Genomic DNA, 24889 nt, shown 5'->3' with positions numbered 1-24889 from the left:
CCTCTATTCTACTCTCTTTTTCAAGAATTCCTGTTAAATGGTAGGTTTTATGTCAAAATGAAAGGTAGAAATCGATGAGGAGTGGTCAATATGAAAGAAACGATATTAGCAATGAAGCTGAAAGAATATAGAGAAAAAAACAAGCTAACGCAAAGTATGCTAGCAGAATTATTAGAAGTAAGTGACAAGACAATCTCAAAATGGGAGTTAGGTGCTACCTACCCTAGCAAAAAAAATATGATCAAAATAGCCGAAGAATTGGATATCTCATTAGAAACATTACTTTTGGAAGAAACTAAGAAAGACAATGAGAATTTAAAAGTAAGTATCAAGTATGGGGTGATTAGTTTTTGCTTGCTCTTTTTTGTCACGATGATCGTTACTTCGTTCAATCAAGACTTCAGCAGGATTATGAATCTTTCTATTCAAGAAAAATTTGGTGTGCTTTTAAACACTGCTTTAAAATTATTGAGCATCTCGGTGCCGCCAGCGATCATCATTGGCTCCGTGTTTTATTTTTATATCTTCCCAAAAAATAAAAAGGAGAACTAACCATCTCCTCGATTTCGACGGAAATGGTAGATTAGGGTATAGGAATCAAGTCATGGACAGAAAAACGGCATTTTAGGTAAAAAAGAGTGCGCAGTCTGGCTAGTGTGAAAAGCGCGTAAGTTTTACAAGAAGGAGAGAGCAGGATGGGATTATTTGGTAAAAAGAAAGAAGTCAGAAATTTAACGAAGGAAGAAGAAGCAGACATCAAAGAAGAAATGGTACGACAAATGCTTTCAAAAAACGAAAATGATATTGGCATGGTCAAGAAAATCAAAGACCTGACAAATATGAATACAGGACAAGCGAAAGAGCTATTCCTGAAATTCAGGGATGAGTTAACCGAGAAATAAGCGGATAGGGAATCAGCCAACAACAGCCTTTCAAATGCGAGGCAGATTCGCTTCATTGACAGCTTATGCGGTTGAAAAGGATGTTGTAATCTGGTCAGTTAGTTTTATAAAACTCGGTTACGCCGTAGCACTTCTATTACAATCAAGATTTTTTTCTTCTACTGGAGGGCACAACGATGTCGAAAGATTTAAAAAAGGTTTACAGTATTACGGTTATTCAGGTAGTGATTTACGTGATTGCATTCGCCATGGCTTTTCTTAATCGCGGGATCTCACCGAACTGGCCCTTCTACTTGGTCCTAGTAGGAATATTAGTAGGATTTTTTATCCCCCAAAAATAGCGCTCCCAATTTTCTTCGACTGCTCCAGGAATTTTTTTTAAGAACCGTACGCGACGTACAGAAAATATAATCGAACTGACCGTCACTTGTTTCGTAATTTTTCTAGTTATTTATTTAAATATTGTCTAGAGGGGGTGTGACTATAGAGAATATGAAAAAGAAGTAACTGTTAGTGTTTGTAGATCTTTATTTACTTTTAGTTGATGTAGAAAAAAGTTGAATAGAGCATTATGTATTCGTTACGAAGTGCCATTTATATATCGGTAAATTGATTTGTTTTCAATAGATCGAAAACCTCTCATCCATTTGAGAGGTTTTTTTAGCGAGACAAAAAAACAATCACCGATCAGAAACTGAACAGCGGTTGTTCACGTTGCGTATTCTTACGAATGTTGTAACAACCCATTTACGTATCTTCCTTTAGCGTAAAGAAATAAATTAGATCACGGCAATCCGCACCGTGCTTTTTTTATTTTGAAACGCTTTTTATAGAAATGTACAACATTCTCTATTCTTTAACAACAACCGCTGTTCTCCGAGCTGTCACCACAATTAAGATAATATCGGAAGTTATAAATTGATTGTATCCGTTATTTTTAAAAACGAGAATTTGATGGAGTTTATAGATATTTTCTTTATCAAAAAAAATATACCAGGTTTGACTCCGTCCCTTAGGTGTGAGTAAATCGATATCAATATAGTGTCGGATAACCACACAGTCAAGAACCTATGAAAAAAGTAGATAATATACCTGGTTCTAAAACACCATTCTCGTATACTGTTATACCAAAATGTCAGTTCTCTAGTGAGAAGCATCCAAAGTCTGCCGTTCTAATATTTTAATTCCATGAAAAAAATAGAAATTCCTATACACACAAAAAAAGGATAATAGAAAAAGTACGATTATTGTTTTTGATTAAATAATTATATGGATGAGAGGTTTAAGATGAAGAAATAATCGATAGTAAGGACCTTTGAATTTTAGGTTACGCACTTTTAAGATACACATTATAAACCATAGCATTTAGCAAATAATTTTATGTAATAACTTTAGTTAGGTGGTTTTTTTAATAAATTAAAATGCGTAATTTAATGCCAAGATGCCGTTTGTTAAATCGAAACGAGGAGAAAAAAATGAAAAATAAACATATGCACCTTTTTTTAGTTGGATTATTGTTTGGGTCAATTGTAATGAATCCAGTACAAGCATTGACAGATACGCTTGGAATAGCACCCGCTCAAGAACAAGAAGCTGGCAATCTTTTATCGGAATCTTTGAACAGCTTTGAAAAAAGTGAAAATCAGGAACCGTCGCCTGATAACAAAGATGTATTTTCTGAAAGTGAAGCAAAGGAAAACCTTTTGGAGAATGAAACGTCAAGCAGTCAAGAAGATGATGCTGCTAGTAATGAGGAGCAAGCGGATAATAGTAAAGAACTATCCGATAGCCAGTCATCTGAATCCGATACGAGCGAAAGTATGACAGATAATGCTGATCAGAATCAAATACATAAAAAAGACTCGAAGATGCTTATGACTCCAACGGAAGCTTCAGAGACGTTCACTTATGATTTAACAGTCGAATATGATCCTTTAAAATATATTTCATTGGATGTAGATTTACCAATCCCTGAAGAGTATAAGCAGGATGAGCTATATTTTCGTCTTACATTGGGTGGCGATTATGGTAATTTTTACGAGTATAAATCAAATGAAAAATTTCTTGTCCTAGGATCATCACATAATAATCCAGTAATAGGTGTAAATCCATTGCATATATCATGGGATAGTTTCCTCCAGGGATGGGGGCTTGAGGGTTTTAACTTTCTCGGTTTTACTGTAGTTATTCCTTATAAGGATGCTAACGGGAATGACCTATTTACAGGTACGTACAATATCCGTTTTACAAACAGTCACTTAACCATTAAGTATGTAGATGAATCAGGTAATGAAATCTACCCTTCACGTCGAATTGATGATAGTACAAATCAGCCCTATGACGTTTCAACTAGTGACTATATTCCAGAAATTCCTGGATATGAGCTAGATACAAGTAAGTTACCTGTCGATGCTATTGGAAAATTTAAACGTGGTGAGTTTACCGTTACCTATGTTTATCAGAAGGCGCAAATTGATTATACCGATATTTTGATTAAAGATAGTACTATTTATACACAGGACACATGGTCACCAGTTGATAACTTTATCGAAGCTTCATCAAAAGAAGGAAAACAGCTAACCTATGAGGAATTTTTGGCAAATGGCGGGATTGTTTCTGGTACAGTAGACACACAGACAGCGGGTACTTATACGGTTAGTTATACTCTCAATAATCTAACCAAGGATGCAACAATAGTTGTCAAGCCTCGGCTGACCGCTATAAATGTCTCTGATTCAATAATCTATGTGGGTGATCCATGGCAAGCAGAAGATAATTTCGATAGTGCATTAGACAAAGATGGCCACGATGTTGATTTTTCAGCCCTAACGGTCGATGCTAGTAAAGCAGATACGAGTAAAGCAGGAACCTTTGCAGTTACCTATACGTATGATGGTGTAACGAGTACAGCGATTGTCACAGTTAAAGAAAAAATGACAGCCGTTAATGTCCATGATTCTACGATTTATGTTGGGGATAGCTGGGAAGCAGAAGATAACTTCGATAGTGCGTTAGACAAAGATGGTAATTCAGTAGATTTCCAGGATCTTGCAGTTGATGCGAGTAAAGCAGATACAAGTAAAGCAGGCAGCTTTGAAGTTACCTATACGTATGATGGTGTAACGAGTACAGCGATCATTACGGTCAAAGAAAAAATGACAGCCGTCAATGTCCATGATTCCACGATTTATGTGGGGGATAATTGGGAAGCGAAAGATAATTTTGATAGTGCGTTAGACAAAGATGGTAATTCAGTAGATTTCCAAAATCTGATTGTCGATGCTAGTCAAGCAGATACAAGTAAAGCAGGTAGCTTTAAAGTCACTTATACGTATGACGGTGTGACGAATACAGCGGTTGTTACAGTCAAAGAAAAACAAACTGCGGTGAATGTCCACGATTCTACGATTTATGTGGGAGATTCATGGCAAGCAGAAGATAACTTTGACAGTGCGTTAGACAAAGATGGTAATTCAGTAGATTTCCAAGATCTTGCGGTTGATGCTAGTCAAGCAGATACGAGTAAAGCAGGCAGCTTTAAAGTCACGTATACGTACGACGGTATAACCAGTACAGCGATCATTACGGTCAAAGAAAAAATGACAGCCGTCAATGTCCATGATTCCACGATTTATGTAGGAGATAACTGGCAAGCAGAAAATAATTTTGATAGTGCGTTAGATAAAGAAGGTAACGATGTCGCATTTTCAGCCCTGACAGTAGATACTAGTCAAGTTGATCCGAGCAAAGCAGGTAGTTACAAAGTAACGTATAGTTATGATGGAATTACAGTAACGGCCACCATCACAGTAAAAGAGAAACCTAGCCAAGAAGAACCTGCAGATGATTCAGAGCATACATCACAAGAACAAGAGAAAGAGAATCAGAAAAAGATAAACTCTGGTAGCAAGAAACATGAAGCACTTCCGAAAACAAACGAAAGCAAATCAGTGGTTGAATTAGCAGCAGGGTTCATAATTGTGTTATTGGTAGGTGGAATTTTCTTTTGGAAAAAAAGAAAAGCGAATAAATCGTAATGATTAAATAAAGTACTTGGGATTCATTCCCAAGTACTTTATTTGTGTATGATAAATTTTTATCAGAACCAAAGGTATAAATGAAGCCTGATAGTCGCAAGTTATTATTTGTCAAAAATGATTGGCACAAGACTCTCAGAATTTAGTATCAATTTTTAAAGAGAGTATTTAAAAAATCGTACCAAGAAAACGAGCAGTGTATGAGCATGAACTAAGCCGTTCTATTATAGATGTATCACTTCAATAGATAATTCATATGCTTTCTTGAAAAAGGAATTTCTTCCTAACAATGAATGAATAGATCGTATGTTGAGTATTTGTACCCGAGAAAAATGCACATCTATAACCTTTACAAACTGAATTTTTCCTTTTGGATGTGCTGTTTTTCCAAATAAACACGTTGAATCAGAAAAAGTAACTCAGCCCATCGTCCGTCATTTTCTATCGAGTTCAAATAAAACACTTTTTTCTTAGGATCGGATCGTACTAATGTATCAGTAACGACAATATCGGCTATCTCGTAATTATCGGTAATATTGATGTGTTCTTTATTAAAGAAGTTCATAAGACTATTTTCAATATAAAAACTGGCGGAATAGTCTTTTACTAGTTGTAAGTATATTGTAACTTCTGTCTTTATATTAGCGGTGTGGAGCGTATAGAACAGACTTGATAAATATTTGGTGTGATTTTCATCTTTGGTGTAGATAGAAACAGTTTTTTTTATGACATTCATATAGTCATTTTGAACATTTGATCGAAAAAATAAAGGTGGAATAAATAGTTGAGCGAAGCAGTCAATCGTATCTCCTATCAAAAAATAAAAAGCGTTGAATAAGGTTAAATAGTAGAGAACAAGATGCCTGTTCTGATCAGAGAGTTTATCGTTTATTAGAACAGAACTAGCTGCCAAAACGTCGCGAGAGAAAGTGCAATAAGAATGATCTGATTCGAAAAAAGTTTTTCCTAGTTTTATCTTTTCTTCTATAGGGATAATGTCTGAAATGAAAAGATGGGAAAGAAAATTAAAATAGAGAATCTCGTTATTTTTCGTACTATCACCAAGGGATCCGAAGCTGTTTTTTTGAAAGATTACTGCTGCATCAAAACTTTCAAAAATAATTGTAAACAAAGTTCGAGTCAATAGGGATTCTGGTTGAACCAATCGATGATTACTATGGATTCTTGTTTGCAAAATAGCATACAAAATATAAAGTGATCTATTTTTTGTAAAAGAACGCTTGTAAGATTCTTCCAGGATTTCTTCGGGAACTGATGCGCGAATACTGTGAAGGGAGATATCTTGAAATGGCCACTCTAAATCATGAAAAGAATCTTGCAAGTATAGATAAGAGAACAAGCGAATATTCATTTCATCTCCAACTAAAGTATAGTAGCCCTCCCTAACTGTAATGCGGAAATCAAAACCTGAGAAAAACTCATTTAATTTTTGGGTTAGTATGTTCAGATAGCTGGGGGAAATAAAGAGTTCATTTAATATATGATCTTTATTCAGTGCGCTTCGAGTAAGCAACAAAACGGTATAATTAAAAGCTGCATTGTTTTTTAATAGGTGCAATTTCAGAGAGTAGGCGGAAGAGACTGAATGTTCTTTGAATTCAGAGTTGATTTGCACCACACCAGAGTTTTTTATGAGAATAAAACTGCTGATGCTATGAAATTCCTCAAAATGCTTGTTGATGATGGTTAAGGTATCACGTACTTTTCGAGGAGTGAGCTGCAGGCTTTCGGCAATTTCTTTTGTGGTTGTTTGTTCTTTGTTTATGATAAAAAATAAAACAGATATTTCCCTTCTTAAGTAATCAGGTATCACATAATCCTCCCCTTTTCTCCAACACAATTTCCGTACATTGGTATACCAGAATTGTAGATAGCGAGCGCTTTTTCTGTGTGCTATCATACCACCATGATTTAAAAAACGCAAAATAATCTAACGTTTTTTTATTGCTAATAAATTTATTAATTACAAATAAATGCTGTGCGAAAATAATTTTCATTAATAAATTGAATATGTGATAAATGTAAGAAAGAAAGGCAGCGCTAAAAATGAAAAAAAGATTAGTAATACTTTTTAGTATGTTTATATTAACAATCCCTTCTGTGATAAATTCCAGCCAAGTCGTAGCTGATGTTATTGAAAATCGGCTAACACAAAATGAAGAAAATCTTACTCCAAATGAAACAAGCATTGATGATAGTGGAGAAAAAACTTGTGAAAGCAATACAATGAGTAAAGAGACCGTTGTTAACACTAATACTTTAAAAAGTGGATCGCAGACCGATGGGGCTGATTTTGTCAGTGAAACCGTTGCAACTAAGGAGAGCGTTGAACACACTGAACCAACGGAAAGTAAGACAGTTTCGAGTGACCAAAAATTAAGTAGTAAGGAGGGGGGCAATGACAAGGAGAAGCAAGCAAATAGTTCCGCTGTTGGCGACATAGCTACGGGAACAAATGGAACGAGTGCTTGGGTAATTGATGAAAATGGGATTTTACATATTTACTCAGGGAAGCTTCCTGAATTTCCAGCGGGAGGTGATAAGCCATCGTGGTTTGATTACGGACAGTCAATTAAAAAAGTTGTGTTGGAGGGAGAGGTGATTGCAGGCACTCACCTTGACTATTTTTTTGCGTACCTTACAAATGTAACTCAAATTGATAATTTAAATTTCTTGAATACGAATGCCACAACAACTATGATAGGTACTTTTCAACATCTGCCTGCACTTAAACAAATAGACGTATCCGGTCTTAATACGGCTAGTTTAGTTTCAATGGATTCTATGTTTTTTGGTTCAAGTGCACTTACGACTTTAGATATTTCAAGTTGGGATATGTCTAATATTGATACGTGGAAGTATGACACTAGCGCATTTCCTCCTAACTTGAATTATATAACTTTAGGTAAAAAAACAGTACTTGGCGGCTATTATTTAAATGCGCCACCGAATGACGGAGTTTACGGTGGTGTTTGGATAAATGTTGAAACTAAAGCTAGGTATGATAGAGAAAAACTAACTAAAACCTATGATGGTGATACGATGGCTGGCGACTATATGTGGGCGAAAGTTCCTAAATTAAATGTAAGGAACATTACCTTATATACAGGGGAAAGCTGGAACCCACAAGATGGTTTTATTTCTGCCTCAGACGATTTGGGAGATGAACTATATTCTCTGACTAATGATATTAAGATCCTTGGTGATCAAGTAGACTTAAGTTACCCAGGCGTTTATGAAGTAGAATATCGGTACTATTATAATAGTGCCAATACTACTAATTCTGTCAGCGGTATCTCTAAAGTGACAGTAAAAGATAATAAAACGACAGTCAATGTTCATGATTCCACGATCTATGCAGGAGATAGCTGGCAAGCTGAGGACAACTTTGATAGTGCATTAGACAAAGAGGGCAATCCGATATATTTCCAAGACCTTGTGGTTGATGAGAGTAACGCCGATACGAGTAAAGCAGGAACCTTTGAAGTCAAGTACACGTATGATGGTGTAACCAGTATAGCAACCGTGACAGTCAAAGAAAAACAAACGACAGTCAATGTTCATGATTCCACGATTTATGTGGGGGATAACTGGCAAGCAGAAGATAATTTCGATAGTGCGTTGGATAAAGATGGCAACGATGTTGATTTTTCAGCTTTAACTGTCGATGCTAGTAAAGCCGACACGAGTAAGGCAGGTAGCTTCGAAGTTGCCTATACGTACGACGGTATAACCAGTACAGCGGTTATTACGGTCAAAGAAAAAATGACAGCCGTCAATGTCCATGACTCAACAATCTACGTAGGGGATAACTGGCAAGCAGAGGATAACTTCGATAGTGCGTTGGATAAAGATGGTAATCCGATAGATTTCCAAGAACTGACGGTCGATGCTAGTAAAGCCGATACAAGTAAAGCAGGAACTTTCGAAGTTACCTACACGTATGATGGTATAACCAGTACAGCGATTATTACGGTCAAAGAAAAAATGACAGCCGTCAATGTCCATGATTCTACGATTTATGTGGGAGATAACTGGGAAGCAGAAGATAATTTCGATAGTGCGTTAGACAAAGATGGTAACGATGTTGATTTTTCAGCTTTAACTGTCGATGCTAGTAAAGCCGACACGAGTAAGGCAGGAAGCTTTGAAGTTACCTATACGTACGATGGTATAACCAGTAAAGCGATCATTACGGTCAAAGAAAAAATGACAGCCGTCAACGTCCATGATTCCACGATTTATGTGGGTGATTCATGGCAAGCAGAAGATAATTTCGATAGTGCATTAGATAAAGATGGTAATTCAGTAGATTTCCAAGATCTAACGGTGGATACGAGTAAAGCTGATACGAGTAAAGCAGGCATCTTTGAAGTTACCTACACGTATGATGGTGTAACCAGTAAAGCGATTGTTACAGTCAAAGAAAAACATACCTCGGTGAACGTCCATGATTCAACGATCTACGTGGGTGATTCATGGCAAGCAGAAGATAATTTCGATAGTGCGTTAGACAAAGATGGCAACAATGTTGATTTTTCAGCTCTAACGGTCGATGCTAGTAAAGCAGATATGGGTAAAGAAGGAACCTTCGAAGTTACCTATACGTATGATGGTGTAACGAGTACAGCGATCATTACGGTTAAAGAGAAAATGACAGCCATCAATGTCCATGACTCTACGATTTATGTGGGAGATAAATGGACGGCAAAAGAAAATTTTGACAATGCATTAGACAAAGCAGGAAAGAAAGTCGTGTACGAAGACTTGACAGTAGACGCCAGTCAAGTTGATCCGAGCAAAGCCGGTAGCTATGAAGTATCGTATAGTTATGATGGAATTACGGTAACGGCTACAGTCACAGTAAAAGAAAAACCTAGCCAAGAAAAACCTGAAGATGATTCAACGCATACGACACCAGAACAAAAGAAAGAGAATCGGAAAAAAACAACTTCTGATAGTAAGAAACAGGTAACACTTCCTAAAACAAATGAAAACAAATCAGTAGTTGAATTAGTAGCAGGTGTCATAATTGTGCTTCTAACAGGTGTAATTTTCTTTTGGAAAAAAGAAAAGCGAATAAAGCGTAATGGCTAAAAAATAAAGTATTCGGAAATTATTTCCGGGTACTTTATTTTATTTGAAAAAGATTTCAGCCAAGCTTCTCTTTCTTGATAGTTGAGAGATAGAAACCTTCACAGAGGCCATGTAAATTTATTTCATAGAGGAACATATCTTCTTATATGGAGGATGTTAGGAAGGTACTGACACTATTCTCATCAAAGAGAGGGTCACCTTTCAATTACTAATTATATTAAGTAGGAATTTTCGTAAGTAGATTAGCGTTCTTGAGAAAATTATATCTCCCTAAAATCAACCTTTGATCAACTCTACCAGCACATCAGCTGTTTCCTGTGGGTGGCTGATTGGAAAATGATGACCCAATGGCAGATCGACTATTTTATTCGTTTCTCTTGGCGGTAAATAGCTTTTATCCTCGGTTCCCCATATGATCGGAATTGAAGGATCTATTCTTTGGTGAAGGGTCATTTCTTTTATCAACCGATTTAGTTGAAGTGTTGTATTGACTATCCGTGAAGAACGAACACTCTTTTTCACTCTTTTTAAGTACTCGGTAGAAGAGACTGCTTCGTCTATCAGCAGTCCTTTTTTTGTAAAAAAGGCGAGTAATTGTCGTTCAGAGGCATGTCTTAAAGCTAGTTTACTGAGCCATGATGCAGGGACCGAATCAATTTTGTGGACAGGTGGTTGTAAAAGAATCAGTTGGTCGTTCTCTGAAAAGAAGCGCTGTTCAGAGGCTGTTAGTAACAAGGCAGCCCCAAAAGAATGGCCGATAAAGACAGAGCCATCAGGCAGGATATTCTTTAGTGAGCGTACCAACTCAAGATATGGTGTCAACAGCTGTTGCTTTTTAATAAACGGAGATCTTCCGAATCCTGGTAAGTCTGCAATGATAATTTTTCTGCCTGTTTGTTTATTCAATGCTAGTCCCAGTTGAAAGAGATCGGTGCCATCGCTAAATAAGCCATGCAAAAGCACGAGAGGAGTAGCAGAGCCCTCCAATTGATAGACCGTCGCTTCGTTGACAGCTATTCGTGTGTAGGGTGTTAGGCTTTCTTCCCCATAGGTCAAGCGAAAATCAATATCAGCTACTGCTAGCGGGATGTTTAATGCTGCTATTTTTTTTATCAGTTCCGGTTCAAAATCGCGTTTTGTCAGCCGGTTGTCAAACGTTCTATTGGTCAAAAAGTTTAAACTGCTTTCAGGAATACCCGTTAGTTTGCTTCCGCCAGCTGCCATAACGAACTTGAGTAAACCAAAAGGAACAGTCAGCCGTGGTTTGTTTCGATTAAGACTTTCAGAAATCAGCCCCATCAGTTGAACGATCTCTTTGTCGACGTGTTTATCGGCAACAAGGGGATACGTCATTTCGTCTTTTGTCTCATTGAATATGGTTTTGACAATAAATTGAGCGAGTACATTTTTATTGATTAACGGCAGTCGATAGTCGGTTCCTCCGGGGATAACAGGTAAGGCTCCACTTCGGATTATTTTTATAAATAAGCCAAAGCCTTCGAGTTGTTCGGTGCTGCCTGTTTGCTCATCACCGATGACGGTTGGCGGATTGATTACTGCTAAAGGAATATGGTGCTTTTTCGCTTCTTGTCGAATATAAATATCAGATAAAAACTTCATCTGCTCATAGGGCGGGGTTCCAAGTAACGCTGGATGCACCTCTTTGAACACATCCGTCGTTTCCCAGACAGAAGCATCATCCGTGAATGGGCTCATGTACCCAGCTACGTGGATGATCTTTTTCAATTTGTTTCTCTTGTTGATTTCTGTTGCAAGGGTCATGAGGTTTTTGCTGCCTTCTAAAATGGAGTTCTTCGCGGCGGCTTCTGATAAGTTGATATCCATCGGACCGCCGCAGTGAAGAATCATGTTGCAGTGCATTGCTCGTTCGTGGTCGATCGCATTTAGGCCTAAGTTTTCTTTTGTTAAATCGCCTGTTACCAACGCTATTTTTTCAGGGGCTAATGCTTGCAAAGGTCTTGCTTTCGCTGGATTTCTGACAAGTAATGTTAAGAAAACATCTTCCCTTGCGAGTTGTTTGACGATTTCTTTGCCAATAAACCCAGTTGCCCCGATAATTAAAATATTCATTATTTTCTCCTTTTTTAGAACTATTTAGTCCTAATTTTATATAAAAAAATTACTCTTAAACGAGTAATTTAAATAAATTTTTGGCTGTAGTAGTGAGATACTGACTCTCTTTTTTTACTTCTGCTAAAAAAAGTGCCCCTTCAAGGTTGTTCACAAAAATCTCCGCCGTTTCTTTGACGTTGATGTCTTCACGAAATGCTTTAGTATTTATTCCTTCTTGAATCAATCCCTCGCAGATGCGCGTTAAATAATCAAAAAAATGATTGATTTTTTCTTGGACCTGCCGATCATTTTTCGGCGCTTGCATAATGAAAGTAATAAAGGGACAGCTGCCTTGATAGTCCCGCTCTTCAATTTCTTCAGCCAAACTTTCTAGAAAGGTCAACATTTTTTCTTCCAAAGTTAGATTGGTCTGTTTCAAAATGTCTGCTAGTTTTTCTTGGTATATAGTGATCCAAAAATCAATCACTGCTAGTAATAATTCCTCCTTACTTGAGAAATGGTAATAGACATTTGATTTTGACACACCGCTTTGCTGCACGACCTCATCCATACTGGTATACGTGTAGCCGACTTTGAGAAAAAGGCTGGCGGCTGTTTCGATCACTCGGTTTTTATTTGAACGTTTATAATTTTCCATAATAGAACTATATAGTACTAATTGAGTCTTGTCAATTTTTTATTCACTGATTGATTCATTTTCTTTTTATTGTTGTAAAATTAATGTTAAAAAATAATTTAAGGTTCTTTTTTTAATGATTGGTATGTATAATAAGAACATACAGTAAGAAAGTGTATGCTGAAAAGAGGACTCTTATGAAAAAATTTGCAATTGGCTGTTTTGGGATCAGCCTTTTTATGACGATCGTTGGCCTTTTTTTACAGACGATTTTGATCCCTATTCAAGATTTTGACACAATCAGCAAAGAAGAACTTAAGAATATCCAACTTGATCTTGCTATTAATTATCCATTAGGAACTGGTATGCTCTATGTCGGGCTTCCTTTGTTAGTATGCTCGAGTGGTTATTTGGTTTTTTGTTATTTTAGAGATAGGAAGAACTGAAGCTTATCTTGAAAAAATGCTTAAGAGGAACGCAATATAATATGATGTATGTTTGTATTTAAATGAAAAGGTAAATATTGTTTGTTTGGATCTGTAATGTTTGAGGAAATACTAACTAATTAAGGAAGTGCTTTATGAAAATAAATGATGTTTTGCATAGACGCCAGTATACGATTAATTTATCTTCTAATACTCCACCGCTTGATTTAGCTTCTTTAAGTAATATGGGGGTCTGGAGTAATCCAAAAGAGAAACATTATATATTGACTTTGACACACAATGACGATCCCATTAACGATTCTTCTATGTTTGAGAAAATTTTTAAGGAGTGTACTGGATTACAGTCAAAAGATTTTATATATGAAGCAAAACATGGACCGATGATCCTACAACGTGCTGTTGATTCGACTTGGTTTTGAAAATATAGAGTTTTTTGAATAGATGCAATAGCACAAATGCATGAAATCATGGTATTGAGATTATTTTGAAGGAATTGAAAATAATGAATTTTTTTAGGGAAGCAGGTCTGAATAGCTATGAACAATCACGAAAAGAATAGAAAACAACATTCAATTAGCAATCTATCTAGTAATTCCTTTAACGTAATGAATACAAAATCTGATCCTTCACAAACAGGATCACCAATACCTTTTCAAAATGGCGACTTTTCATCAGTTGATCGAAACGTTCATTCTTCAAAAACAGTCACTGAACTGCTTTGTTTCTATTTAGCAGGTAGTATTATTGCGGCAATTGGGTGTTATTTGTATATTAAGCTGCCCTTATTTGCTAATTTACTGGAGAATACGATTTTATCTTTTGCTATTACTTTTGGGATTATCATCCTAAGCTTTGTTTTGTCTCATTTTATAACGAAAGTACTTACTGCTCATATCAGAAATAAATGACCAATATGAAATGAATTGTGAGGATAAATAGATGTATTCAAATTACCAGAAGCTGCCGCACTATTTAAAAAAGTGGTATGCATTATTTTATATTTTACCATTGATTCTTCTTTTATTTGTTAATGGCTGGACAGAGTGGTTAACGTTTCCTATAACAGTAGGAATCCTATTTATTCTTTATGGAATAAGTTGTTTTTTTGCTACCAAGGCGTCTTATGGTAAAAAAGAATGGTTTGTTTTAGATGGTATCACTTTTGGGATTGTGTTGATCGGTCTTTTTATCATTTTCAGTTAATAGATAGAAAGGATGGGTTTTTTATGCAGGAACAATTGGGGGAATCTCTTGATTACATGTTGTCTATCCTTGTGCTGTGTTGGAAGCTGTTATGTTCATTTAAAGATTACTATTTCTTGACGATAGCCATAAGCGTAAAATAAATCTATGGTACCGTAGAAATGTGCGTAGAACTTCTAAAGTTTGATTGGCTGAAGCTAATTTGAGAGGCCAGATAAACGTTTTAGGCATGTTGTTTTGTACAGTTCTTATCTACGAATGTCTGTCCTTCGTCATTTTGTAAGTCATCATTTAGGGCCCATTGCTAATATGAAAAACAATTCCTTGATCAAAGCAGACTCACTGGCCCTATTTCCAAGAACATTGTCATACTGACAAAGAAAAGTGACGACATACAATTCAGTAAGAACTAATACAAGTCCGCTTCCTTTTGCAATGTGAGCGGACTTGTATTGGTTTTCTTCAATAAAAACCTATTAACTTTCAGTATCTAACATCCGCTCCATAAACCATTCCACTTGTTGGGGGGCATCGTGGTCAAAGAATGCGGACTCTTTTTTATCTAAAGCGGCTATTTTTTCAATGTCTTCCTGGGAAAGCTCAAAGTCAAAAATAGCAATGTTTTCAGCCATCCGTTCTGGACGAACTGTTTTTGCTAAAGCGACAATCCCTCTTTGCATCAACCAGCGAAGAACAACTTGACCAACCGTTTTGCCATATTGCTTGCCAATTTCTGCTAATGTCGGATTGGTAAATAGGTCATGGCGTCCTTCTGCAAAGGGAGCCCAAGCTTCAACTTGGACGTCATATTTTTCATGCCATTCCTGATCTTCCGCTCGTTGATTCCAAGGGTTCACTTCGATTTGATTGATTTGAGGTTTCACCTCATTCAAGCCGACAAACTCGATCATCTTAGCTGATTTGAAATTTGAAACGCCAATTGCACGTAATTTTCCTGTTTTTTGAGCAGCAACCATTGAGCGCCAAGCACCATAAATATCTCCATATGGTTGGTGAATAAGGTAGAGATCAAGATAAGTTAATCCCATTGTTTCAAGCGAATGTTCAATCGTTTCTTTCGCTTTATCTTCGGAAGCTTGGAGAATAAATAATTTAGAGGTAACAAAAAGTTCTTCTCGAGTGACTAGACCTTCAGTGATGGCGCGCTTGATTCCCTCGCCTGTTTCTGTTTCATTTCCATAAATAGAAGCAGTGTCGATCAGTCGATACCCAGCTTTGATTGCTTGGTAAACAGCTTCGGCTGTTTCTTCCAAAGGAATTTGATAAACGCCAAAGCCTAGTTGCGGCATGGTGACACCATTATTGAGTGTGATTGTTTGCATAGTGTTTCCTCCTCTTAATTTTCATTGCATGTTCTATCCTAAACCTTGGAGTTAAGTCCATAGCAAGTAAAAGATGTTACTTTTTTCGTTCCCATAATTTTTCCACTTTATCAGGGGTCATATTTCCTGCTTTAAATTTTGCGATATGCTCATCATACGTTTCTATCTTATAAATAAGTAGGTCTCTTACTTCCTGCATTGCTGCTAACTTTTTCTCTAATTCTTCGAGCTGATCGGCTAAAATCTGTTTCTGAGCTTTTTCGACGTTTTGACTTTCACGTACTTGTGCCAATTGAGCAAATTCAATTAGCGATTCGATGGACAATCCTGCATTTCGTAAATGTTTTGCTAAATAGATCCAGTTCAGATCATTTGTTGTGTACACCCGATAGCCACTCTCATTGCGTTGGACAGGTGGAATCACACCGACTCGTTCATAATAGCGCAATGTGTCTACGCTCAAATCAAACATTTCCGCTGCTTTTTTTATATTCATCGTTGGTTCTCCTTATCTTTTCTATAAGTAATCATAAACCCTGAAGTGGACTCTAGGGCAAGTGGTTTAAAATCGTTTGTTTAAAAGAATATATTTTGTTCGTTATGGCGACTATTCGGGAAGAAAAAGCTACAAGCATTTTTATTTCAACAGAATGATTTGAGAAATCATCAGTATTGAAAGCTCCTTTCTTAGTGTGTTTCTACGCAAGTCATACTCTCTTAGAATTGATTGTTTCGTTATCTATTTGAGCGAGGCATTTTTTATCCATAGATTTTAATTAAATCCATCTCATGTTATGATGATGATGAAAATTCTTAGCTTGGATCAAGGAAACAATCGGTTCTTGTTAGGAAAAACGAAAATAAGTTGATGAGAGTGTGACTATCCTTGAATATAAAAGAAGTAAGTAGTATGAATCAAAAGTTAGAGCAACAATTAATTGAAGTTTGGGAGAGTTCTGTTAAGGCGACGCACACCTTTTTGTCAGAGACCGAAATCCAAGCCATTAAGCAATACATTCCAGAGGCATTGCATCATGTGCCACATTTGATTATCGTAGAAAGTGAAAATGGAGAGCCAGCTGGCTTCATGGGGATCTCGGATCGAAATCTTGAAATGCTTTTTATAGCAAATGAACAAAGAGGCAAGGGACTAGGAAGAAAACTCTTGGCATACGGGATGGAAAACTATGCTGTAAATGAACTGGGAGTAAATGAACAGAATCCTCAGGCGAAAGGATTTTATGAGCATATGGGATTTGAGGTATACAAAAGAAGCGAGTTAGACGAACAAGGAAACCCTTATCCGATTCTGTATATGAAGAAAGTTGATAACAAGTAGCTGTTTTTTTAATTCTTTTTTTGGGGGAAGTTGGCTGCCTATAAGTGTAAAGGAATTGAGGATTGCTTGGCTGTATGCATAGAAGCTCTAAAATTAGGTTGATTGAAGACGATTTTAGAAACAAGATAAGCGTCACAAGCTTTTTATTTTCAGCAGTCGTTATATACGACTGTCTATCATTCATCATTTTATAGGTCGTCATCATTTAGATTATGCTGGTAATGTGAAAGGCTGCTACTCAAGCAAGTCAGCTTCATTTGCAATGCCTCCAAAAACCTTTCCGATTTGAATGAAAAGCTCACCCCAAGCAGCCCCCGAAAAACAGTTTCGGAGGCTGCTTGGGGTTTGGGGGGCTTAGCTAGCTAAGCAATGCTCGATCACTAAAAAATGATCAAAACAGAATAGGCAATTTTTTCTTTTCAATCAAAAAATTTTGATCATTTTATCAAGCAGAGGATGGCACAAGTAAGTGGAAAGTAGGTAGTGGCTATTTTTTTTGTTCAAGATGGGGAAGTAGATTTGTCTAGGATACGCCCGAGGATAAACGTTTTGAGGATCATTTGTTTTTAACTTACCTATGTGCCATCACTGCGAAAACCCTGTGGATGAAGGCGTCATGTACGACACCAGATACTCGGATGAGAGCTAAGGACGTTTGATTGCCGTGCCTGACACGCTTTTTCTAACCGCAAAGTCGTAGGGGCTAAAGAGCTACAGCGCTGAGACAGATGACTGCCCCGTGCGATTTTGGGTGTTTTTTGAACCCTACAAGCTGCTATTGCTACGCGTCTATTCGTCGCAAGCTTGGAAGGTCTTCTCATAAAATGCCCGTCAGCTGTCAACAGGCTGCCTTTTGCATCAGGAAGCATCAGCATTCCAACAAATCTTTTTGATCCAGTAGTCGCCCACTCATTTTGGGCAACTTCTATCCGAGAAATCGTTGCGTTAGAAGTATGTCTGTCCGTCCTTTCCAGATAAAAGTCAGCTGAAAGAGGGCTGATACCTAACAAAACGGCGGTTAGGACGACCACAAGCGCTCTCAAAAATCTCAGTCCTTTCTTTTCAATGGTCATTGTTCTTATCTGCACTTCATGATAGCACCGAAACGCGAATTATTTTTCGCGTTTTTTTGTTTTTAAAATAAAAAATTAGGTATTCGCTTTTTTGGGTTAAATGGTATACCTGAGATGGAATAAAAATAATAAAAGAAAGGACAGGATTTACAATGAAGAAAACATCATTAGTTGCAGGTTTCGTTTTAGGTGTAGGCGTTTTGTTTACTCTAGGTGCATGCTCAACAGTGGAAGAATCAGGGGAAGTGGTCTCTGGGTCTGGAACGGAAACGTTGATCAGCGATTCGTCAGATGAAGTAGTTGTGGGAAGTGAAAAATTGAGTGATGACGGGTATTTTGAAGAAATCGTAACTAAGGGAATCGATCCGAAAATCAAAGACGTCGTTTGGTATGAAACGAATTATGAAAATGCTGGTTGGGATCACATTCGCTTTTTAGTGAATCATGTAAAAATCGTGAATGTAGAAGAATTCAAAGACAAAGACAAAGACAAAGAATACAAAACATTGCTCTCACTGAAATATCAATTGTTTAATGAAGATTCGAAAGACAAAAAAATCAAACCTGACAAAGCCTATTTGGTGTTGAATGATGGCAAAAAAGTAGAAGCGGAAGTGTTTGTGGACTACTTAGATGATGAGATTTTGACCCATGACAAACATAAAGATGGCTTTATTCATTTTAAAGTGGCGCAAGAACAAAGTTTGCCAGCGATCAAAGCGGTCGAAATCGAATTTAAAGCAGATGGAGATTTGACACATACGTACCATATTGATCTATCTTCCGCTGCTGAAAAATAGTATCTAATGATAGGAGGTAAAAAAAATGGATACTAGCAAGAAAAAACTATCATTGTTGAGTTTTTTTGCAATAACTGCTTCAATGGTGATGACGGTATATGAGTATCCAACCTTTGCGACATCGAAGATGAATTTAGTTTTTTATTTACTCGTCGGCGGTTTCCTCTGGTTTATCCCTGTAGCCCTTTGCTCTGCGGAGATGGCTACTGTAAAGGGATGGGAAAAAGGGGGACTCTATACCTGGGTCTCAAAAACATTAGGGAGAAAATGGGGCTTTGCTGCCATTTTCTTCCAATGGTTCCAAATCACGGTAGGCTTTATTACGATGATTTACTTTATTGTCGGGGCGCTTTCCTATGCCCTAAATTGGCCGGCTCTTAATACGAATGTTTGGCTGAAGCTGATTGCCACTTTAGTGATCTTTTGGCTAATCACGATCTCGCAATTTGGCGGAACAAAAAATACTGCGAAGATTGCCAAAGTAGGGTTCTTTGTGGGGATCGTCGCAACAGGGATCATTCTTTTTATCTTAGGAATTGTCTACATTGCTCAAGGGAATCCCGTCAAAGTTTCTTTTGGATCAGGTGCATGGATTCCTGATTTCACGAAAATCAATACGCTGGTCGTTTTTGTTTCCTTTATTTTGGCCTATGCAGGGGTTGAATCTTCTGCCAGTCACGTAAAAGACATGGATAATCCTGGAAAGAATTATCCGAAAGCTATTTTGATTTTAGTCGTAGCGACGATTCTTTTGGATACGTTAGGTGGGGCAACGGTGGCTGCCACGATTCCCCAAAATCAATTGTCTCTTGATACTGGTGTGATTCAAGCCTATTCTTATTTGATCCATCATTTTGGCGGCGGGGAATGGCTGGTTCGTTTGATTGCGGTGGTCATCTGTTTAGGTGTCATTGCAGAAATTGCTGCTTGGGTGGTCGGCCCATCGACGGCGATGCTTGAAGCAGCTGAAAATGGCTTGCTGCCAAAACAAATGGCCAAAGTCAATCAACACAATGTCCCAATCAATATCGTTTTGGTACAAGGCATCATTGTTTCCATTTGGGCGGTTGTCTTGACATTAGGCGGTGGAGGCGCCAATCTATCCTTCTTCGTTGCGATGGCGTTGACGGTCTGCATCTATCTGGTGGCTTATGTCCTCTTGTTTCTTTCCTATATTAAATTAGTCAAAGAAAAAGACGACTTAACAAGAACGTATCATATTCCTGGTGGGAAAAATGTGAAAATTGGTGTTGCGATGGTTGGTTTGCTTGTTTCTATTTTTTCTTTCTTTATTTCCTTCTTTCCACCGAGCGATATCGGCTCCGGAAAGGGCGGAACCTATTTAGCCATCTTGATCATCAGTTGGCTGATTATTGTCGTGATACCGTTTGTCATCTATAAATATGTAGGTGAAAAAGCAAGCGATAAAAAATAAAAAGCACAACCTATGAGGAGGAGAGCTGCATGTTATTTAGTAAAAAAAATCGAAAAGAAGCCCAATATTTGGAGCCTATCTATGGGAATGAGGCAATGGATCAAGCGATCCCTATGTACAAATTACCAAAAGAGTCCTTGGTACCGCGGGATGCCTATGAATTAGTCAAAGATCAATTGATCGATGAAGGGGTCTCAAGACAAAATTTGGCGACGTTCTGTCAAACCTACATGGAACCAGAAGCAGTCAAAATTATGAGTGAAACCCTTGATAAAAACGCCATCGATAAAACCGAGTACCCACGGACGGCTGAAATTGAAAACCGCTGTGTCAACATGATCGCTGATTTATGGCATGCCCCAGAAGCGTCCGATTTTATCGGTACATCAACGGTAGGCTCAAGTGAAGCGTGTATGCTAGGTGGATTGGCCTTAAAATTTGCTTGGCGCAATCGGGCAAAAAAACTTGGCTTAGATATCAATAAACAAAAACCAAACTTAGTGATTTCTTCTGCCTATCAAGTCGTTTGGGAAAAATTCTGTGTCTACTGGGACATTGAAATGCGGACGATCCCTATCGATGAAGAACATGGCAGCATCAATGTCGAAAAGGTCACGGACTATTTAGATGAATATACGATCGGGGTCGTCGGTATTTTAGGGATCACTTACACTGGACGATACGATGATATCAAAGCACTAGATAAGAAATTAGAGGAATACAACAAACACACCGACTACAAAGTTTACATCCACGTGGATGCGGCTAGTGGGGGATTGTACACACCATTTATGGAACCAGAACTTGAATGGGATTTCCGTTTGAAAAACGTTCGTTCCATCAGTACGTCTGGACATAAATATGGGTTAGTCTATCCTGGTATCGGTTGGGTGCTTTGGAAAGAAAAAGATTTCTTACCAGAAGAGTTGGTCTTTAAAGTAAGTTATCTTGGCGGTGAAATGCCAACGATGGCCATCAACTTTTCAAGAAGCGCCAGCCAAATCATCGGACAATATTACACCTTTATCCGCAATGGGTTTGAAGGCTACCGCTTGATCCACAAAAAGACCAGCGATGTTGCCCAATATTTAGCAAAAGAGATTGAAAACATGGGTTACTTCGATATTTATAATGATGGTTCACGGTTGCCGATCGTCTGCTACAAATTAAAAGAAGATGCCGATATTTCTTGGAATCTGTATGATTTGACGGATGAATTTGCGATGAAAGGCTGGCAAGTCCCTACCTATCCATTACCTGATAATCTATCACATATCAATATCCAACGCTTTGTCTGTCGGGCAGATTTAAGTATGCAAATGGCAATGGATCTGGTGCAAGACATGAAAGAAGGAATCGAGCGCTTGAACAAGCGACCAAGCCGTCATGTTTCATCCGATCAAACCTATGGCTTTTCACATTAAGAAACGGTATCGCTAGAAACCCTTTCATTGCTTTTTTCAATGAATAAAAAGTCCCTTTATGAAACGTTTTTTGCAAGACTGAATGAACATTGGTTTATAGAAAAATCAAAGGCGGTTGCATCGACTGCCTTTGATTTTTTTGTTTGTAAGAACGGGTAAGCACTTGATAGTGTCGTTTTTTAAGAGAAAGTAAAAAAACAGTGCTTGATAATTTCATTTATTGACATTTCTGGCTTGTGATAGTATTAATTATTATGGTCTAAATATATTTTTTTAGAGAAGAACGTTTTACATAAACAAAAAGGAAATCTTAGAACGTTGTCGTGAGGGAATTATTAGGGAAATTCGTCTTGCATCGAGGGTTTTTGTTTGTCAGTCATGGTTTGTTGGGGAGTAAGTGAAGGAAAAGTATCTGTAGAAAGGGCCTGTTTTTACTGCGCTTGTTTGTTTCATAAGTAACGTACTGCTATCTTTTTCTGTAAATTGGTTGTAACTATTCTGAATGAATATAGATTTACACTGGAGGAAAAACAGTCATGTATAAAGAAGACTTACTGGATAAGGACTTGAAATTAGAGTATATCTTGCTCAAATTTTTGTATTTATCGACCGGTCATATCAAAAAAAGTGATGCGTGTCGGGAATTAGATATTACGATGCCGACCTTGACGAAATTATCAGAGAGCCTTCAACGGCAACTAAAAAATGAGAAGGTCTCATTTATCATCAATCGTTATACGTTGGAACTGCAAGTAACCGATAGTGTCTCACTGGATGATTTGACCGACACGCTATTGAAAAAATCTGCTAAATATCAAATCATCCATTATTTGTTTCAACATGCAGGCTATGATGCCTTCGTCTTGGCTGATGAATTAAACATAAGTGTAGGGACCCTCAATCGGCTGATCGCTGAGTGCAATCAGTTGTTGCAGCATTTTGAATTAAAGATCAGAAACAAAAAACTAGTTGGAACGATGACACAACGCATTTATTTTTACTATAATTTTTTCAAAATGGGTGCGACAACGATCGATTCTGTTTTGATCGATGACCTGGTTGCGGAGTTAGCGAAAAAGATAACCTTATCGATTGCCCAACAAAAGCAGCTGAAGATCTGGTTGTATGTGATTATGAAAAAAGTCACGTCTCACACGACCTTGGGAAGTTTAAGTCCGGAAGAACAAACCAAAATCGAGCGTTGCCAAGAGATGCCCCTCTGTCACTTTATTCGACAGATCTATGCTTCTAAAAAATGTATCTGCTCAGTAGATGAAGCGAAGATCGTGCCATTCTTTATCTGTCTCTTCCTCATTACGGTGGGCGGGATTCCTTACGAGGAACTTCGCTTAGGATTGTACACCAATAAAAATCCCGTCTTTGAGATCACCGATGAAGTCATGGCAGCAATCCAGTCCATTTATCGTCTTGATGCCTCGCATACGACGATCGATATCAAAGCCAATGTCTTTTCCTTAATCGCACAAGTTTATTACTTTCATGGAGTGAATTATTCCATCGATCGAGTCACGCTAAATTATTACCACAAAATGTTTCACAATTCCTTGCGAGATCAAGTGATCTCAGACATTCTGGAACACATTATTGCACCGACCAACTTGTTTACGCCCACGAAACTCAACTATCTCAAGAAACGCCTAGTCTTTTTAATTTATATGTTATCGCCTAAAGAAGAATATCGGGTACGGATCGGGGTCTTAAATATGTGCTCTAGTCTTTTGGCGGATGCTTCGATTTACTTGTTAAAAAATGAACTAAAAGGCAAGCAAAATGTTGTTGTTTTACCCTATACTCCGGACGAGACATTTGACTTGTTGATTTCCAATGCCAATCTCCCCCAATTAGGGAACAATTATGACCAATTTTATCAAGTGACCGCCATTGGTGCCGATTTAGATGTCAATCAGGTTTCTGCGATCGTCGATCAAATTGCTTATTCTAAGTATCATTCTTTTGTGGTGTGAGCCATCACTTGTTAGTTAAAAAGCAGCGAGTCAACGGATAGGTGATTCGCTGCTTTTTCAATTATCTGCGAAGTAGGGAAAGGAAAAGGCGCTTGAATTGCTCTTGTCATTGATGCCGAGATGAAAACAGAGTCAGTCAAGCAGCTTTCTGCTAGATAAATGTGTCCAGTATCCTTGTATAACGTATCGCAACAGAGCAGAAGACATCAAGCGTGAAAATAACAGAAGGGATTCAAAATGCTGATTTTGGAAGGATGTAAAAAAGACCCACATAAAGATGTGAGTCTGCAATCGTTAGTTCTGATTTTCTAATTTCTCTAGAACCTTTTTGGGAATTGCGTCTTTTTCAACGCTATTCGGGCCTTTTATTGTACGCTTTTCACTGATCACCGCTTTTACATAAGAATTTGGGGTTAAGGGTTTTGCGTTATCTTCTGATAATGAAACCTCGAGTGTTTGTGTGCTACCATCTTCTTTTACAAAGTTTAACGTGTAATCGTAAGAATACCAAGGCGACTGGTCGCCGATGCCGCTTTTACTTTCATGTTCTACCTTAGGGGGAATCTCAGATGGGACATACGCGTAAGCTGTTTGTCCTGAGTAAGTGGATTGATAATATTCATAGCCTTTGTATCCGGCAAACCCTAAAAGTACGACTAAGACGAATCCGATTATTTTTTTCATATAAACCATCCTTATCCTCAAATATGGAGCTATTATAACAGAATGGTTCTATAGATGACCTTTCATCAGACGAACAGTTTTGCAAGGAGAAACGTTACTAGCCAGTCGTGGAAAAGTGGGGAACGCCGCTAATAAAGGGTTCTATCTATAAATCGTCAGGGGATTGTTGCTTAGAGTGACTAGAAATAAGTGCGGAATCAGGCGAAAAGACCTTAATAAAAAAACACAGCATGGAAAATGTTTCTTTTTTGTATGCTCACCAGCAGACTATTTGATAAGACGTGTCGTTGTTTTTTTCACTATAGAAAGATGAAAAACGGCGCATCAGTTTAATAAAAAACCAGCAAAGACGAGCTCTTACGGAGCGTCTTTGCTGGTTTTTTTGGCTCT

At 37.7% G+C, this 24889-nt stretch carries 18 protein-coding genes; 12 read left to right on the top strand and 6 right to left on the bottom strand.

Annotated elements, in window-relative coordinates; genetic code table 11:
- Positions 1-90: 90 nt before the first annotated feature.
- The 3 genes from IGK63_RS15075 to IGK63_RS15065 all read left to right on the top strand — a co-directional run bounded on the left by IGK63_RS15075 (position 91) and on the right by IGK63_RS15065 (position 4939).
- Positions 91-552: a helix-turn-helix domain-containing protein gene (locus tag IGK63_RS15075; protein WP_016612557.1), complete on the top strand. Its 462-nt coding sequence runs from the start codon at positions 91-93 to the stop codon at positions 550-552.
- 143 nt (positions 553-695) lie between these two features.
- Positions 696-902, top strand: a complete 207-nt coding sequence (locus tag IGK63_RS15070; protein ID WP_016612556.1) for a hypothetical protein — start codon at positions 696-698, stop codon at positions 900-902.
- Between the two features lie 1475 nt (positions 903-2377).
- Positions 2378-4939, top strand: coding sequence for a bacterial Ig-like domain-containing protein (locus IGK63_RS15065; protein ID WP_429972532.1), 2562 nt, complete (start codon positions 2378-2380; stop codon positions 4937-4939).
- Between the two features lie 349 nt (positions 4940-5288).
- Here the strand turns inward: IGK63_RS15065 and IGK63_RS15060 are convergent, their stop codons facing one another.
- Positions 5289-6773, bottom strand: a complete 1485-nt coding sequence (locus IGK63_RS15060) for a helix-turn-helix domain-containing protein (protein ID WP_244732626.1) — start codon at positions 6771-6773, stop codon at positions 5289-5291.
- 413 nt (positions 6774-7186) lie between these two features.
- Between IGK63_RS15060 and IGK63_RS15055 the strand changes: the two genes are divergently transcribed.
- Complete coding sequence (locus IGK63_RS15055; protein WP_429972531.1) at positions 7187-10057, top strand: bacterial Ig-like domain-containing protein; 2871 nt, start codon at positions 7187-7189, stop codon at positions 10055-10057.
- A gap of 276 nt (positions 10058-10333) precedes the next feature.
- On the opposite strand, the gene IGK63_RS15050 is transcribed toward IGK63_RS15055, so the two are convergent.
- A complete protein-coding gene (locus tag IGK63_RS15050) occupies positions 10334-12148 on the bottom strand; it encodes an alpha/beta fold hydrolase (RefSeq protein WP_429972530.1) in 1815 nt (604 codons plus the stop codon).
- Between the two features lie 55 nt (positions 12149-12203).
- The gene (locus IGK63_RS15045; protein ID WP_016612543.1) at positions 12204-12788 is read right to left on the bottom strand and encodes a TetR/AcrR family transcriptional regulator; all 585 of its coding nucleotides are present in this window, start codon (positions 12786-12788) and stop codon (positions 12204-12206) included.
- 176 nt (positions 12789-12964) lie between these two features.
- Between IGK63_RS15045 and IGK63_RS15040 the strand changes: the two genes are divergently transcribed.
- The 3 genes from IGK63_RS15040 (at position 12965) to IGK63_RS15030 (ending at position 14121) form a co-directional block, all read left to right on the top strand.
- Positions 12965-13213 carry a hypothetical protein gene (locus IGK63_RS15040; RefSeq protein ID WP_015510558.1) on the top strand — a complete coding sequence of 83 codons (249 nt, stop codon included), beginning with the start codon at positions 12965-12967 and terminating at the stop codon, positions 13211-13213.
- A gap of 134 nt (positions 13214-13347) precedes the next feature.
- Positions 13348-13632 carry a hypothetical protein gene (locus tag IGK63_RS15035; protein ID WP_016612541.1) on the top strand — a complete coding sequence of 95 codons (285 nt, stop codon included), beginning with the start codon at positions 13348-13350 and terminating at the stop codon, positions 13630-13632.
- A 117-nt stretch (positions 13633-13749) separates the two neighbouring features.
- Positions 13750-14121: a hypothetical protein gene (locus tag IGK63_RS15030; RefSeq protein WP_016612540.1), complete on the top strand. Its 372-nt coding sequence runs from the start codon at positions 13750-13752 to the stop codon at positions 14119-14121.
- A gap of 771 nt (positions 14122-14892) precedes the next feature.
- Here the strand turns inward: IGK63_RS15030 and IGK63_RS15025 are convergent.
- Together IGK63_RS15025 and IGK63_RS15020 are read right to left on the bottom strand one after the other, a co-directional pair.
- On the bottom strand, positions 14893-15759 hold the full coding sequence (locus IGK63_RS15025) for an aldo/keto reductase (protein WP_016612537.1): 867 nt from the start codon (positions 15757-15759) through the stop codon (positions 14893-14895).
- A 76-nt stretch (positions 15760-15835) separates the two neighbouring features.
- Complete coding sequence (locus IGK63_RS15020) at positions 15836-16255, bottom strand: MerR family transcriptional regulator (RefSeq protein ID WP_005230545.1); 420 nt, start codon at positions 16253-16255, stop codon at positions 15836-15838.
- 390 nt (positions 16256-16645) lie between these two features.
- On the opposite strand from IGK63_RS15020, the gene IGK63_RS15015 reads away from it, so the two are divergent.
- From IGK63_RS15015 to IGK63_RS14995, 5 genes are all read left to right on the top strand, one after another.
- Positions 16646-17098 carry a GNAT family N-acetyltransferase gene (locus IGK63_RS15015; protein WP_034871927.1) on the top strand — a complete coding sequence of 151 codons (453 nt, stop codon included), beginning with the start codon at positions 16646-16648 and terminating at the stop codon, positions 17096-17098.
- Positions 17099-18323: 1225 nt separating this feature from the next.
- Entirely contained in the window at positions 18324-18971 is a 648-nt protein-coding gene (locus IGK63_RS15010) for a hypothetical protein (RefSeq protein WP_016612533.1), read from the top strand.
- 25 nt (positions 18972-18996) lie between these two features.
- Entirely contained in the window at positions 18997-20406 is a 1410-nt protein-coding gene (locus IGK63_RS15005) for an amino acid permease (RefSeq protein WP_016612532.1), read from the top strand.
- Between the two features lie 29 nt (positions 20407-20435).
- Positions 20436-21830: a glutamate decarboxylase gene (locus IGK63_RS15000; protein WP_005233215.1), complete on the top strand. Its 1395-nt coding sequence runs from the start codon at positions 20436-20438 to the stop codon at positions 21828-21830.
- Between the two features lie 536 nt (positions 21831-22366).
- Complete coding sequence (locus tag IGK63_RS14995; protein ID WP_008380272.1) at positions 22367-23815, top strand: helix-turn-helix domain-containing protein; 1449 nt, start codon at positions 22367-22369, stop codon at positions 23813-23815.
- Positions 23816-24109: 294 nt separating this feature from the next.
- Here the strand turns inward: IGK63_RS14995 and IGK63_RS14990 are convergent, their stop codons facing one another.
- A complete protein-coding gene (locus IGK63_RS14990) occupies positions 24110-24499 on the bottom strand; it encodes a YxeA family protein (RefSeq protein ID WP_034871925.1) in 390 nt (129 codons plus the stop codon).
- Positions 24500-24889: the final 390 nt, after the last annotated feature.

Origin of the sequence: Enterococcus sp. AZ040 (assembly GCF_050499185.1) — a bacterium.
Lineage (GTDB): Bacteria > Bacillota > Bacilli > Lactobacillales > Enterococcaceae > Enterococcus_D > Enterococcus_D entomosocium.
The sequence above is the reverse complement of the archived record's forward strand: the minus strand, read 5'-3'. Positions and strand labels throughout refer to the sequence as shown.

Bases quoted from the DNA above. Each gene is read 5' to 3' on its own strand.
- IGK63_RS15075 (WP_016612557.1), top strand. From the start codon at position 91: ATGAAAGAAACGATATTAGCAATGAAGCTGAAAGAATATAGAGAAAAA.
- IGK63_RS15070 (WP_016612556.1), top strand. From the start codon at position 696: ATGGGATTATTTGGTAAAAAGAAAGAAGTCAGAAATTTAACGAAGGAA.
- IGK63_RS15065 (WP_429972532.1), top strand. From the start codon at position 2,378: ATGAAAAATAAACATATGCACCTTTTTTTAGTTGGATTATTGTTTGGG.
- IGK63_RS15055 (WP_429972531.1), top strand. From the start codon at position 7,187: ATGAGTAAAGAGACCGTTGTTAACACTAATACTTTAAAAAGTGGATCG.
- IGK63_RS15050 (WP_429972530.1), bottom strand. From the start codon at position 12,148: ATGAATATTTTAATTATCGGGGCAACTGGGTTTATTGGCAAAGAAATC.
- IGK63_RS15045 (WP_016612543.1), bottom strand. From the start codon at position 12,788: ATGGAAAATTATAAACGTTCAAATAAAAACCGAGTGATCGAAACAGCC.
- IGK63_RS15040 (WP_015510558.1), top strand. From the start codon at position 12,965: ATGAAAAAATTTGCAATTGGCTGTTTTGGGATCAGCCTTTTTATGACG.
- IGK63_RS15035 (WP_016612541.1), top strand. From the start codon at position 13,348: ATGAAAATAAATGATGTTTTGCATAGACGCCAGTATACGATTAATTTA.
- IGK63_RS15030 (WP_016612540.1), top strand. From the start codon at position 13,750: ATGAACAATCACGAAAAGAATAGAAAACAACATTCAATTAGCAATCTA.
- IGK63_RS15025 (WP_016612537.1), bottom strand. From the start codon at position 15,759: ATGCAAACAATCACACTCAATAATGGTGTCACCATGCCGCAACTAGGC.
- IGK63_RS15020 (WP_005230545.1), bottom strand. From the start codon at position 16,255: ATGAATATAAAAAAAGCAGCGGAAATGTTTGATTTGAGCGTAGACACA.
- IGK63_RS15010 (WP_016612533.1), top strand. From the start codon at position 18,324: ATGAAGAAAACATCATTAGTTGCAGGTTTCGTTTTAGGTGTAGGCGTT.
- IGK63_RS15005 (WP_016612532.1), top strand. From the start codon at position 18,997: ATGGATACTAGCAAGAAAAAACTATCATTGTTGAGTTTTTTTGCAATA.
- IGK63_RS15000 (WP_005233215.1), top strand. From the start codon at position 20,436: ATGTTATTTAGTAAAAAAAATCGAAAAGAAGCCCAATATTTGGAGCCT.
- IGK63_RS14995 (WP_008380272.1), top strand. From the start codon at position 22,367: ATGTATAAAGAAGACTTACTGGATAAGGACTTGAAATTAGAGTATATC.
- IGK63_RS14990 (WP_034871925.1), bottom strand. From the start codon at position 24,499: ATGAAAAAAATAATCGGATTCGTCTTAGTCGTACTTTTAGGGTTTGCC.